Here is a 13,201-nt window from a genome sequence, read left to right as displayed (position 1 = left end):
ATGGCATCGCAAATTTGTCACATTTTGTAATGATCATTGAGTGAACTCCAATGAATAGGACTTCACATCATGCCCAGCAACTCCTTGGCGCCGGACTCGCTGGTCCAGGCCTCTGGCTCCAGACCGCGTATAGACCGTAAACCGAGCTTGCTCACTTGGATCGTGTTTTTCGCTGTGCTTGGCAGCGGTTTGTTGTTTACCGCCTACAGCCTGATGCACGACGTCGATGACATGGGCACGGTGGTAACCACCTGGACGCCGTTTTTGTTGTTGGGCGTGGCGCTATTGATCGCGCTGGGGTTTGAATTCGTCAACGGTTTCCATGACACCGCCAACGCCGTGGCGACGGTGATCTACACCCATTCGCTGCCGCCCAACTTTGCGGTGGCGTGGTCAGGTTGTTTCAACTTCCTCGGCGTGCTGACGTCAAGCGGCGCAGTGGCGTTCGGCATCATTGCGTTATTGCCCGTCGAGTTGATATTGCAGGTCGGCTCATCGGCCGGTTTTGCGATGATTTTCGCTCTGCTGATCGCGGCGATTATGTGGAACCTGGGCACGTGGTTTTTAGGACTTCCGGCGTCTTCTTCCCACACGTTGATCGGCTCGATCATCGGCGTCGGCGTGGCTAACGCCCTGATGCATGGCCGCGACGGCACCAGCGGTGTCGATTGGAGCCAAGCAATCAAGATTGGCTATTCGCTGCTGTTGTCGCCTTTGGTCGGCTTTGCATTTGCGGCATTGCTGTTGGTGGCGATGCGCGTGTTTATCAAGAACCGTGCGCTGTACAAGGCACCAGAAGGCAATGCGCCGCCTCCGCTGTGGATTCGTGGCCTGCTGATTCTGACCTGCACCGGCGTGTCATTTGCCCACGGCTCGAATGACGGCCAAAAAGGCATGGGCCTGATCATGCTGATTCTGGTGGGTACCTTGCCCATGGCCTACGCGTTGAACCGCGCCATGCCGGCTGACCAATCGGTGCAATTCGCAGCCGTGGCGCAGGTTACGCAGCTGGCATTGAGCAAAAGTGTCACCCAGCCAGCGCCCGCCGATCCTCGCCAAGAGCTGACGACTTATGTGCGCACCAAACAGGTGACGCCAACGTTGGTCCCGGCCTTGGCCGTATTGACCGGTAAGATCGGAATTCAAGTGGGCGATTACGGTTCGCTGTCGAAAGTACCCGCCGAGGCCACGGCCAACGTACGAAATGACATGTACCTGGTTTCAGAAACGATTCGCTTGATCACCGCGAACAAGGTCGGAAATTTCGACGCTGACACCCAAGCCAAGTTGCAGCAGTTCAAGGCGCAGATCGACACTGCCACGCGCTTCATCCCGCTGTGGGTGAAAATCGCGGTGGCGGTGGCGCTGGGCCTGGGGACCATGGTGGGCTGGAAACGGATCGTCGTGACCGTTGGCGAGAAGATCGGCAAAACCCATCTGACCTACGCCCAAGGCGCGTCGGCTGAATTGGTGGCGATGGTCACCATCGGCGCAGCGGACATGTATGGGTTACCGGTTTCCACCACCCACGTGTTGTCATCAGGCGTTGCCGGGGCCATGGTCGCCAACGGTTCCGGGCTGCAAATGCGCACCCTGCGCAACCTGGCCATGGCGTGGGTATTAACGCTGCCAGCGGCGATGGTGCTTTCCGGTTCACTGTACTGGTTATTTACTCAGATTTTTTGAGTGGGTCGCCTTGCGCTTGATCGTCATCAGCTGGGTCCGGCGGTACGTCGCCGCTCTGGCTGGTGTCGATACTCACCACCACTGACATCCCCGGCCGCAAGCGTTTCGCCAATGGTTGGTTGGGTTCGACGGTGATCCGCACCGGGATCCGCTGGGCGATCTTGACGAAGTTGCCGGTGGCGTTGTCCGCTGGCAGCAGGCTGAATTCCGAGCCGGTGGCCGGTGAAATACGCTGCACCCTGCCCTGCATCTTCTGATCATCCAACGCGTCGACGCTGAAGGTCACCGGTTGACCCAAGCGAACGCCTGCCATCTGCGTTTCTTTCATGTTGGCGATGATCCACAGACGATCCGGCACCAGCGCCATCAACTGCGCGCCAGAGTTGACGTAGGCTCCCAGACGCACACCAATTTGCCCCAACTGCCCGTCCCGTGGCGCGATTACCCGAGTATTGGACAGGTCAATCCGCGCCAGCTCAATGGCGGCCTCGGCGTTGGCCACTGACGCCTCCAGTGAACCGCGATTGACGATCACGGTTTGTAAATCCTGACGGGATATTTCCAGCGCTGCCTTTGCCTGAGCCACGGCGGCGACCGCCTGTGCGTTATCCGCACGGGTCACGTCCAAATCGCGCTTGGACACGGAGCCATCCGAGATCAACGCTTCGTTGCGGCGTAAATCCGCAGCGCTTTTGTCGACCTGGGCCATGGTATTGGACAGCGCGGCCTGGCGTTGCAGAATGGTTGCGTCGGCGCTGCGCCGCTGTTGCAGGTTGTTGGCGAGTGCCGCTTTTTGTACGCCCAGTTGCGCTAACGCCTGATCCAGGTGTTGTTTGTAGATACGGTCGTCCAGCCGCACCAGCAAATCCCCGGACTTCACAAATTGGAAGTCCTGTACCGGGACCTCGTACACATACCCGCTCAGTTGCGGCCCAATGATCGTGACCTGGCCCCGAACCAAGGCATTTTCAGTACGCTGAATGGCGCTGGTGAAGGGCGGCAATCGCCAGGCATACAGCACGATCAACACCCCGGCCAGGGCCACCGAACCGAAGATCACCGACGAGACAATTCGCACCCGCAACGAGCGTGGCTGGCTGGTCGGCGACGCAATGATCGGTGCAGGCGCCGGACCTGTGGCGGCTGCGGGCGGCGCGTATACAGGGGTATTAGGCTCGGTCATGAAAGTTCGGCGCCATTAGAGTGAACGGAAGACGGTTGTGGCGGTGCAGGCGCATCAAGCGGCTGGGTGGTAAACATCAGCCAAATACTGCGGGCGAAAACCCAGATCATGGTCAGTACCGCCACCAGCGCAATGGTCATGAACACATCGTTATACGCCAGCACATTAGCTTCCCGGGTAGCGGTAGCAGCAATCGCACGAATGCCCTGAAGATTTCGCAACGAGGGGTCCGCAATAGACGACGCATAGCTGTTGGTGGAACTGAGCAACCGGGCCTGCACTTGTGGATCAATCAGGGTCAGGTGCTCGACGATATTGCTGGAGTGAAACTTTTCCCGGACGATTTGCAGCGTGCCCAAGGCGGCAGCGCCAATCAAGCCGCCGATGTTTTGGGTGATGCCGAACAACACTGAAAAACTGACGATATTGCGCGGGTTGGCAATCACCCCGCTCAGGCCCAATACCAGCGTGGGTCCGAGAAAAAACGTGCCGCCAAAGGCCAGTAAAAACTGACTCAAGTACATGTTCGATGGCCGGGTAAGGCTGTTGGAAAAACTGTCCATGCCACTGCCCACGGCCATGATCGCCAAGGCGATGATCAGTGGCTTGAACAAGTGCAACGGATCGATGGTTAACGCACTCACCACCAGACCTGCGACGCTGCCAAACAACATCATCAGGTACAGCGTGTGCATTTGCTGGCTGCTCATGTTCAGCGCCTGCAAAAAACCCACAGCGCCGGTCGCTTGTTCGGACAACACGATACGACTCAGGATCACTCCCAGCGCCAGACGAATAATCCGCCCGCTGCCCAACCAACGGGTAATCAGCAACGGTCTGGCCCGGTTATGTTCGATGGCCAGTCCGGCAACAATCAGCACGATTGAGGCCGCCGAGGCAATACCGATCCAGGGTGCTTCCAGCCACCAGTCAATCCGGCCTAACGACAACACCGCGCAGAGCAACGCGAAGCCTGGAGCGAGTAAGCCGAAGGTTAGAAAATCCAGCGGTTCAAAGGCTTTGAAGCGGTCACCCGGCGGCAATTTGAGCAGCAGCACACAGCCCAACGACAGCAAGGCCATGCCCAGTTCAAACAGGTACAGCCCTCGCCACTCGGCGATCAATAGCAAATCTTCAGACACCAATCGCGCCAGCGGAATCGCCAATTGGGACATACCCAAACCCAGCACTAAGGCCTTGGTTCGCCACCGCTGCGGGAACGCCTGAATCATGTAATAAAGGCCCAATGAACTGAGCGCTGCACCGACCATGCCGTGGGCTGCACGCACGGCGATGGCCGAACTCCAGTCGTTGACGAACAGATGGCCGAACGTGACCAAGGCGTAGAGCACCAGAAACACTTCAGTAAACGCACGCAAACCGAACTGCTGGCGAAACTTCACCAACAGCAGGTTCATCGAGACGTTGGTCATGACGTAAGCGGCGGGTAGCCAGGCAATTTCTTCCGTAGTCGCCCCAAGCGAGCCTTGCAGGTAGGGCAAGTTGGCCACGACCAAGGCGTTTCCCAAGCCACCGGTCAACGCCACAATCACCCCGACAAGCGCGAACGCCACGCGCTTGCCCGTTGGATGCAACGGCGTCGAGGGCGAGCCGGGAATGGCCGGACGCTCGTGCGGCGCCCAATTATGGGGGGTGTATTCGTTCATCAAATGCGCCTGATGGATGCCCTGCTCAAATAGCAATGAACTGAGTAAATCCAGATCAGTGAAGCGTGGGCCTAAGCGTAGTGTGTGGGAGCTAAATTGTCAGCGAGTGGTTCAATCTGTAGAGCCTACGTGTTGGCGATGCGGCTTAGCTGATAAAGCCTCGCAAAAGTTGGCTCTCATCAACCTCAAACAGGTTGGCGCTGTATTCCGTGTGTATATCCGGCCTTTGTGGGTGCTGATCTTATGGTTTCGCTTTTACAGCGAGGCACCTTTTTCAAACGCGGGAACGCCCAAAAGGTCCCCCAAAACGCTTGCCCCACCATGCGGGCCCTCGCTTAGGCTCGGTCTTCCCTCACTCCGGCGTTGCTCCGGGGGTCGCCGTGAGCGGCCGTCCCTGGCCGCGCACGGCTTTCTCGGCATCCTTGCCTCGTTACCCCCTGCGCAACGCCTGCGTTCGGCCGCATGGTTTCACGGGGCCTCTTCCCGCAATTCGATATTCAATTCACTGGCGATCTACAGGGAGGCGGCCATCTGAGCCAACTTGTTGGCGAAGGTCCTTCGGCCCTTGTCGCAGCCTTCGGCAGCGTCTACAAATGTGTGCATTGCGCGAAAAACTGTGGGACCGAATTTATTCGGGAAGGCGCCAGTCCTGACACGCTGCAACCTCAAGCCATACAAAGTACCGCCCAGTTTGCTGCGTGACAGCGCGGCGCCGAAGACGTCGCGGCGCCTCCTACAGAACGGGGCTTTTGGCCCCTAACCCCGCCTTGACGGTTTTTATGTGGACGATCATATTATTCGCCATGAGCAGACTATCGAATCGCGAAAAAATACTGACTGAAGGGCTGCGCGTCGTCCACGAGCGTGGGTTTTCCAACGCCAGCGTGCGTGACATCACCACCGCCGCTAACGTGCCCAACGGCTCGTTCACGAACCACTTTGCGTCTAAAGAAGCATTCGGGTTGGAGATTCTTGACCTGTCGTTTGAGGAAACGGCAAAGATCATCGATCAGACCTTGAGTAACCCGGCCCTTACGCCGACTGCGCGGCTGTTGGCCTATATCGACGCCAACATCAGCAGCCTGGAAGCCCATGGCGTTGAAAATGGCTGTTTGATCGGCAATTTCGGGGTCGAGATCGGCATGCACAGCGAGATCATCCGTCTGCGTGTGGTCGAGATTTTCAATGAAGTGCAACGACAAATCGCTTTGTGCCTCAGCGATGCCGCACAAGCCGGCGAACTCTCCAAGGACATCGACCTTACGGATATGGCGTCATTCATCGTTGCTTCGTTGCAAGGCGCAACGATTCTGGCCAAGGCCGACCGTAGCGTGCTGCCGATGACCCGGTTCCGTCGCACTCTAGTGGCGACCATTCTCCGATAAAACACTAAAAAAGACCCTTGACCTTAACCTAAGGGGAAGGTTGATGCTGCGTGGGTCAAATCACTCATGGAGCCCCAGTGATGATCGCGTCCACCACCGCCAACCTCTCTATCTCAGGCATGACCTGTGCCTCGTGTTCCGGCCGTGTCGAGCGGGCGCTGAACCGAGTCGCCGGGGTCAAGAGTGCCAGCGTCAACCTCGCCACTGAGCGCGCCCGGATTGAGTTTGTCGGCGCTACTGATCTGGCGGCATTGATTGCTGCGGTCGATGACGCCGGCTACGGCGCGCGCCCGATCGAAGACCGACAAACCACCCTGAAACAACAACAAAAACACCTGCACACTGAACGCGTGACGTTACTGCTGGCGATTATCCTGGCATTGCCACTGGTGATTCCGATGCTGTTGCAGCCGTTCGGCGTGCATTGGATGTTGGCGCCCTGGGTGCAGTTTGCTTTGGCCACGCCGGTGCAATTCATCTTCGGCGCGCGCTTCTACATCGCCGCGTGGAAAGCCGTCCGGGCCAAGTCCGGGAACATGGACCTGCTGGTCGCATTGGGTACCAGCGCCGGTTACGGGCTTAGTGTGTACGAATGGGCCAAAACCGCAGCGGGCGAGATGCCGCACCTGTATTTCGAAGCGTCGGCGGTGGTGATCGCCTTGGTACTGCTGGGCAAATACTTGGAAAGCCGCGCGAAACGGCAAACCGCCGGGGCCATCCGCGCCCTTGAAGCGCTGCGTCCCGAACGCGCCATTCAAATCGTCGACGGTCAGGAACGAGACGTGGCTATCAGCGCTCTGCGCTTGAACGATGTGGTGTCAGTCAAACCCGGTGAGCGCTTTCCAGTTGACGGTGAGGTGATCGAAGGCCAAAGCCACGCCGACGAAGCGTTGATCAGTGGCGAGAGCCTGCCAGTGTTCAAACAGCCTGGGGATAAAGTCACCGGCGGCGCGATTAATGGCGAAGGTCGGCTGCGGGTTAAAACCACGGCCATCGGCGCCGAATCGGTGCTGTCGCGCATTATTCGTCTGGTCGAAGACGCTCAAGCCGCCAAGGCGCCGATCCAAAAGCTGGTGGACAAAGTCAGCGAAATCTTCGTTCCAGTGGTACTGCTGATTGCCATTGTGACCCTGCTGGGTTGGTTATGGGTGGGCGTCCCTATGGAAGTCGCGCTGATCAATGCTGTGGCGGTGTTGGTGATAGCTTGCCCTTGTGCCTTGGGGTTGGCGACCCCCACCGCGATCATGGCCGGGACCGGTGTGGCCGCGCGTTTTGGCATTCTGATCAAAGACGCCGAAGCCTTGGAGCGTGCCCACGAAGTAACGGCCGTGGTCCTCGACAAGACCGGGACCTTAACCTCAGGCAAACCGCGTATCAGCCACGTGTCTGCAGTGGATGGCAATCAAGAGCAGCTGCTGCAATGGGCCGGCGCGCTGCAACTGGGCAGTGAGCATCCCTTGGCCAAAGCCGTTTTGGACGCCTGCAAAGAGCGTCATTTGCCGGTCGCTTCAGTGACCGCGAGCCAGTCGTTGACCGGTCGGGGCATCACCGGAACAGTAGACGGTCGGTCATTGGCCTTGGGCAGCCAGCGGATTTTGCAAGAAAACCGACTCGACATGGCGGGGATGACCGCCGACGCACAGGCGTGGGAGTCCGAGGGTCAAACGTTGTCCTGGCTGATTGAGGTGGGTCCTACGCCCGCAGTACTCGGGCTATTCGCCTTTGGTGACACCCTTAAGCCTGGCGCCGAGCAGGCCATCAAGGAACTGACCGCGCGGCACATCAGCAGCCACTTGCTGACGGGCGACAACCAAGGCAGCGCCCACTGGGCGGCCCAAGCGCTGGGCATCGCCGATGTGCATGCGCAAGTGCTGCCGGCGGACAAAGCGGCCATGGTGGTTGAGCTGAAGAAAACCAGAGTGGTGGCAATGGTCGGCGACGGCATCAACGACGCCCCGGCCCTGGCCGCTGCGGACATCGGCATCGCCATGGGCGGCGGCACCGACGTCGCGATGCACACCGCTGGCATCACCTTGATGCGCGGCGACCCCCTGCTGATCCCTGCCGCACTGGACATCAGCCGCAAGACCTACGCGAAAATTCGGCAAAACCTGTTCTGGGCATTCGTCTTCAACATGGTCGGCATTCCACTGGCAGCGTTTGGCTTTCTAAATCCGGTCATCGCCGGCGCAGCCATGGCCTTGTCCAGCGTCTCGGTGGTCAGCAATGCGCTGCTGTTAAAAACCTGGAAGCCGTCAGGCAAATAAACAACATTTGTAGGAGGGGTCGCGCTGTCGCGCAGTAAACTGGGTGGTACTTTGTGCTGTTTAAGATTTGCAGCGTGTCAGGACTGAACCCTTCCCGAATAAACTCGGTCCCACAGACTCGGGCGATGCACAAAATTCTGTAGGAGCACCGAAGGCTGCGATCAGGTCCGAAGGACTCTCGCCAACACGTTGGCGCCTACAGTGGTTTCGAGCGGGTGTCAGAAAGCTTCGCCTTCACCAGTTTCTCAAACTCCATCGACATGGTGCTTTGGTAGCCGTTCTTGCGCCGAAGCAGCGCGGCTGTTCGCTGGGGAGGTGCTTGCACCCATTCGATTTTCCTCAGCGTGGGATCTTGAAGGGCAGTTGCTTCAGGAAGAATCGTAGCAATGCCGGTGTGCCGGACGATCTCCAGAATGGCATTGACCGAATTTGCCTCCACGATCACCAGGGGGATAATTCCGTGCGAGGTGTAGTAATCGTCGATGCAGGTTCGGGTAACAAACTCTGGCGTCAGCAACGCGAGGGGCACGCGCTCCAGTTCGGCCAGTGACAAAGGTTCAGTGCGATTGAATAAACGGTGATCACGCCCAACCGCCAACCCGAGTTTTTCCACGTACAGCGGCACATGCTGGATATCCGGATTGCCTCCTTCGGCGAAGGCAATGGCGATATCCAAGGTGTCATCCGCAAGCCTGGCTTCAATGTCGATCATCGACAACTCGAATACCTCGAACTGAACCTTCGGGTACAGCGCCAGAAAATCCCTCAGCAACGGGCCGACCAGGTAGGCCATGAACGTCGGGGTCATCCCCAGCCGCAGGGTGCCCCGCGACAAATCCTTCACGTCGTGAATCGCGCGCTTGCCCGCCTCCAGTTCCCGAAGGACCCGACGGGCGTATTCAATGTAAGCAGCACCGGCATCCGTAGGCTGTACTGAGCGTGCGCTTCGGTCGAGTAACTCAGCCCCCAGCGACGCTTCCAGCTGTTTGATCTGCTGCGACAAGGTTGGCTGAGACACATGCAGCGCCTGGGCCGCGCGGGTGAAATTGCCATGATCGGCCACTGCCAGCAGGTAACGCAGATGTCGAAGTAGCACGGCAAGCCTCTTATAGGCAAAACTTATGGTTCGGATTGTATATGCGTCTTGGAACTAATAGTTGCATCCGCTCATGATCGGATTCAAACCTGCCCCGTCTCTTTACAGTTAACGGAGTCATCCCATGCATCAGTCTCACGCGTATCAAGACCCAACCCTGGCCCTGACCACTGACATTCTGGCGATAAAAGCCCGCAAAAATCTGTCATGGCAGGACCTCACCGACGGCACCGGCCTGAGCCTGGCGTACGTCACTGCTGCGATCCTTGGCCAACACCCGCTGCCAGAAAGTGCGGCAAAAATTGTCGGCGAGCGCCTGGAGCTGGACGACGACGCCATTGCTCGTCTGCAGATCATCCCATTGCGCGGCAGCATCGCTGGCGGTGTCCCCACCGACCCGACCATCTACCGCTTCTATGAAATGATCCAGATCTACGGCACAACCCTGAAGGCGCTGGTGCACGAGCAATTTGGCGACGGAATCATCAGCGCGATCAACTTCAAACTGGACATTAAAAAAGTTGATGACCCGCAAGGCGGCTCTCGTGCAGTGATCACCCTTGACGGGAAATTCCTGCCCCTGCTTCCGTTTTGACAGTGATCGCCAAACACGTCTGAAGGGATCGAAATTTTGACGATCTGTCGCAAACCAGCGAGCCTTTGCACCCGAAAAGAGATTCGACCTCGCTACCATGCAGCGATCCTGGTGCCCATAGCGCCTGAATTTTCCGATCCCAAGAGGATTTTTTGTCATGACCACCGTTACCCTGTACACCACGAGTACCTGTCCTTACTGCCGTAACGCCAAATCCTTGCTCGCCAACAAAGGCGTCGAGGTACAAGAATTCAATATCGAATTCGATTCCGCCCGGCGCAAGGAAATGATGGCCCTGAGCGGTCGCCGTAGCGTGCCGCAGATTTTCATCGGTGATCATCACGTCGGCGGTTTCGACGATCTCGCTTTGCTGGATCGCCAGGGTGGGTTAATGGCCCTGCTGGCCTGAAAACGTATGAACAGGGCCAGTCCGTCGGCCGATTGACATCAAAAATACGATCGTACATATTCGGCAAAATAAATAATACGGTCATCCATATTCTGGTGCAGTGATCGTCTACGCTCTCCCGAGCCAATCCACTGAATAAGGTCTGACCATCATGAAAATTCCCGGCCCCGATCATCCTATTACCCTCTCTCCGGTTCAAGGACGCGTCACGGTCAAGTTCCAAGGCGTTGTCGTTGCACAGACTGACAAGGCTCTGAAACTCGAAGAAGCCAAGTACCCAGCGGTTTTTTATATTCCTCGATCCGATATTCGGGCTGAACGTTACACGCGCACCGAACATCAAACTCATTGCCCATACAAAGGTGACGCCAACTATTACAGCCTGAATGCTGATGGAAAAACGGCTGAGAATGCGGTGTGGACCTACGATGAAGCCTATCCATCGGTGGCTGAAATAAAGGAACACGTGGCGTTTTACCCTAACAAGGTGACCTTTGAGGTAGACGCCGCGTAGGGCAGAACCAAGCGCTTTTGAGCCGTAACGCTTTATCGCTTTTCGGGCCGGGACGGGGTGCATGAGCATTTCGCCCCGGCCCGGTCATGAAAAGAACGTACTAGGCCCTGCATTCTTTCTTTGGAAACAGCAAAGGATCAGCAGACCCGCTGAAAGACGGATTCACCGGAGAGAAAAACCTGATGACCAACACCTCCAGCGAGCTACGCGACGCCCCCGCCGGTAACGCATTACTCAAGCGCTATCTGACCACTCGAAGCCGGACCGAGAGCCTGATCGCACCGCTCAGCGCTGAGGACATGGTCGTTCAGTCGATGCCGGACGCCAGCCCTGCCAAATGGCACATTGCTCATACCAGCTGGTTTTTTGAAACCTTCTTACTGCGTGAAAACCTGGCTGACTACCGCCCGTTCGATCCAGCGTTCGCCTACCTGTTCAACTCTTACTACGAAGCCATTGGCCCGCGTCAGCCTCGCCCCCAGCGCGGGTTGATGACGCGTCCGACCGTGGATCAGGTAGTGGACTACCGCAAGTACGTCGACGAACACATGCGCACCTTGTTGCTGTTGCCGATGAATAAAGAGATGTCGGACTTGATCGAACTGGGCTTGTCCCACGAAGAGCAGCATCAGGAACTGTTGCTGATGGACATCCTGCATCTGTTTAGTATTTCTTCGCTCAAACCCGCTTATGACCCGCGCTGGGCTAAAGATATCTCGGGGCGTCGTGGTCAGTTCAAACCGCTCAAAGGCGGCCTCACTGACATCGGCCACAAGGGCCAAGGTTTCGCGTTCGACAATGAAGGCCCTCGGCACACGACGTTCCTCCAGTCGTTTGAAATCAGTGACCGGTTGGTGACCAACGGCGAATGGCTGGCTTTCATGGCCGACGGCGGCTACAGCAAGGTCGGGCTGTGGCTAGCAGACGGTTGGGCCACGGTTCAGGCCGAGGGCTGGAACTCGCCGGTGTACTGGCAACACGATGAACACGGCTGGCAACACATGACGTTGCGCGGGCTGGAAGCGATTGACCCAGCGGCCCCAGTGATCAGCATCAGTTATTACGAGGCAGCGGCGTTTGCCCACTGGGCGGATGCGCGTCTGCCCACCGAAGCAGAATGGGAAGCCGCCGCCGAAGCCGGCCTGCTGGAGCAAGTCGACGACGTGGCGTGGCAGTGGACACAAAGTGCCTACAACGCCTACCCAGGATTTCGTCCGGCCGACAGTGCAGTGGGTGAATACAACGGCAAGTTCATGATCAACGTGATGGTCTTGCGTGGCGGCGCCAGCATCACTGCGCCGGGTCATTCCCGCACGACCTACCGAAATTTTTTCGGCCCGGACAAGCGCTGGATGTTTTCCGGCCTGCGCTTGGCCCGGGATACGCGCCAACCGGGGGTGGTCAACAGCCACGACAGCGAGTTTGCCCGCGACGTCGTCACCGGGTTATCTGCGCCGGTGAAAAATCTATCGCCCAAATATTTCTATGACGCAGCTGGCTCAGAGCTGTTTGAAGCCATTTGCCGGACCCCCGAATATTATCCGACCCGTGCTGAAACCGGCCTGCTGACTGACGTCGCCCAACAGATCGCCGCGCTGATTCCAGAAGGCGCGGCCTTGGTGGAATTCGGCAGCGGGGCCAGTGACAAAACCCGCCTGCTGCTTGACGCTGCACCGCAAATCGCCGTTTACGTGCCCATCGACATCAGCGCCAATGCACTTAAAAAAGCGGCCGCGCTGTTGAAAAAAAGTTACCCGACGCTGAAGGTAGCGCCGCAAATCGATGACTTCAGCCGCGCGTTGAAACTGCCAACCGAAGTAGCCGGGCACACCTGCGTGGGGTTTTTCCCCGGCTCGACCATCGGCAACTTTACCCCTGCGCAAGCGACGAAATTTCTGCGCTTGGCTCATGGGTTACTGGGTGAAGGCGCGCACTTTATTGTTGGCGTGGACTTGGTCAAAAACGCTGATATTTTGGTTGCCGCGTACGACGATGCCGAGGGCGTGACGGGGCATTTCAACAAGAACCTGTTGACCCGCATTAACCGCGAACTCGACGGCAATTTCAATATCGAGGCATTTGAGCACCTGGCGCTGTGGAACGAAATCGACGAACGCATGGAAATGCATCTCGTCAGTCAGACTGAGCAAGTGGTTAAAGTGGCTGGGCATACGTTCCATTTTGCTGCGGGAGAGCGCCTTCACACTGAGAACTCCCACAAATTCACCGTCGAGTCTTTTACCGCCCTTGCTGCCAGCGCCGGTTGGTCGGTGAGCGATTACTGGGTGAGTGACGAGCCGCAGGTGGCGTTGTTCAGTTTGAAAGCGTGAACGCTCAACCCTCTGTAGGAGCCAACAAGTTGGCTCCTACAGAGGGTCGCCCACCCCTAGATCAGGAAC

Annotated in this window: 10 protein-coding genes; 7 read left to right on the top strand and 3 right to left on the bottom strand. The window is 57.7% G+C overall.

All coding sequences use genetic code 11. From position 1 onward, the window contains the following. The first annotated feature begins 69 nt into the window (after positions 1–69). Positions 70–1,686: an inorganic phosphate transporter gene (locus RHM65_RS14100; RefSeq protein WP_322165356.1), complete on the top strand. Its 1,617-nt coding sequence runs from the start codon at positions 70–72 to the stop codon at positions 1,684–1,686. Here RHM65_RS14100 and RHM65_RS14095 read toward each other — a convergent pair. Together RHM65_RS14095 and RHM65_RS14090 are read right to left on the bottom strand one after the other, a co-directional pair. Further along, positions 1,670–2,869 (bottom strand): HlyD family secretion protein, encoded by a 1,200-nt coding sequence (locus RHM65_RS14095; protein WP_322165357.1) that lies wholly within the window; start codon positions 2,867–2,869, stop codon positions 1,670–1,672. The two genes, RHM65_RS14100 and RHM65_RS14095, sit on opposite strands and share 17 nt — an antisense overlap. Then, positions 2,866–4,536 carry an MFS transporter gene (locus tag RHM65_RS14090; protein ID WP_416194711.1) on the bottom strand — a complete coding sequence of 557 codons (1,671 nt, stop codon included), beginning with the start codon at positions 4,534–4,536 and terminating at the stop codon, positions 2,866–2,868. The genes RHM65_RS14095 and RHM65_RS14090 overlap by 4 nt, the downstream gene beginning before the upstream one ends. Before the next feature lie 803 nt (positions 4,537–5,339). Here RHM65_RS14090 and RHM65_RS14085 point away from each other — a divergent pair. Further along, positions 5,340–5,921 (top strand): TetR family transcriptional regulator C-terminal domain-containing protein, encoded by a 582-nt coding sequence (locus RHM65_RS14085; RefSeq protein ID WP_322183640.1) that lies wholly within the window; start codon positions 5,340–5,342, stop codon positions 5,919–5,921. An 80-nt stretch (positions 5,922–6,001) separates the two neighbouring features. Further along, positions 6,002–8,188, top strand: coding sequence for a heavy metal translocating P-type ATPase (locus RHM65_RS14080; RefSeq protein WP_322165360.1), 2,187 nt, complete (start codon positions 6,002–6,004; stop codon positions 8,186–8,188). A gap of 196 nt (positions 8,189–8,384) precedes the next feature. Here RHM65_RS14080 and cynR read toward each other — a convergent pair whose 3' ends face one another. Beyond that, on the bottom strand, positions 8,385–9,284 hold the full coding sequence (cynR, locus tag RHM65_RS14075; RefSeq protein WP_322183639.1) for a transcriptional regulator CynR: 900 nt from the start codon (positions 9,282–9,284) through the stop codon (positions 8,385–8,387). Positions 9,285–9,408: 124 nt separating this feature from the next. Here cynR and cynS point away from each other — a divergent pair, with 124 nt between their 5' ends. The 4 genes from cynS to egtB all read left to right on the top strand — a co-directional run bounded on the left by cynS (position 9,409) and on the right by egtB (position 13,132). Beyond that, a complete protein-coding gene (gene cynS / locus RHM65_RS14070; RefSeq protein ID WP_322165362.1) occupies positions 9,409–9,879 on the top strand; it encodes a cyanase in 471 nt (156 codons plus the stop codon). A 157-nt stretch (positions 9,880–10,036) separates the two neighbouring features. Next, the gene (gene grxC / locus RHM65_RS14065; protein ID WP_322165363.1) at positions 10,037–10,288 is read left to right on the top strand and encodes a glutaredoxin 3; all 252 of its coding nucleotides are present in this window, start codon (positions 10,037–10,039) and stop codon (positions 10,286–10,288) included. 151 nt (positions 10,289–10,439) lie between these two features. Next, positions 10,440–10,802 (top strand): DUF427 domain-containing protein, encoded by a 363-nt coding sequence (locus tag RHM65_RS14060; protein ID WP_322183638.1) that lies wholly within the window; start codon positions 10,440–10,442, stop codon positions 10,800–10,802. Between the two features lie 182 nt (positions 10,803–10,984). Continuing rightward, positions 10,985–13,132: an ergothioneine biosynthesis protein EgtB gene (egtB, locus tag RHM65_RS14055; protein WP_322165365.1), complete on the top strand. Its 2,148-nt coding sequence runs from the start codon at positions 10,985–10,987 to the stop codon at positions 13,130–13,132. Positions 13,133–13,201 lie beyond the last annotated feature (69 nt).

Origin of the sequence: Pseudomonas sp. CCI4.2 (assembly GCF_034350045.1) — a bacterium.
Lineage (GTDB): Bacteria > Pseudomonadota > Gammaproteobacteria > Pseudomonadales > Pseudomonadaceae > Aquipseudomonas.
The sequence above is the reverse complement of the archived record's forward strand: the minus strand, read 5'-3'. Positions and strand labels throughout refer to the sequence as shown.

Excerpts from the sequence above, each read along its gene's own strand:
- RHM65_RS14100 (WP_322165356.1), top strand. The coding sequence starts at position 70 with ATGCCCAGCAACTCCTTGGCGCCGGACTCGCTGGTCCAGGCCTCTGGC.
- RHM65_RS14095 (WP_322165357.1), bottom strand. The coding sequence starts at position 2,869 with ATGACCGAGCCTAATACCCCTGTATACGCGCCGCCCGCAGCCGCCACA.
- RHM65_RS14090 (WP_416194711.1), bottom strand. The coding sequence starts at position 4,536 with ATGAACGAATACACCCCCCATAATTGGGCGCCGCACGAGCGTCCGGCC.
- RHM65_RS14085 (WP_322183640.1), top strand. The coding sequence starts at position 5,340 with ATGAGCAGACTATCGAATCGCGAAAAAATACTGACTGAAGGGCTGCGC.
- RHM65_RS14080 (WP_322165360.1), top strand. The coding sequence starts at position 6,002 with ATGATCGCGTCCACCACCGCCAACCTCTCTATCTCAGGCATGACCTGT.
- cynS (WP_322165362.1), top strand. The coding sequence starts at position 9,409 with ATGCATCAGTCTCACGCGTATCAAGACCCAACCCTGGCCCTGACCACT.
- grxC (WP_322165363.1), top strand. The coding sequence starts at position 10,037 with ATGACCACCGTTACCCTGTACACCACGAGTACCTGTCCTTACTGCCGT.
- RHM65_RS14060 (WP_322183638.1), top strand. The coding sequence starts at position 10,440 with ATGAAAATTCCCGGCCCCGATCATCCTATTACCCTCTCTCCGGTTCAA.
- egtB (WP_322165365.1), top strand. The coding sequence starts at position 10,985 with ATGACCAACACCTCCAGCGAGCTACGCGACGCCCCCGCCGGTAACGCA.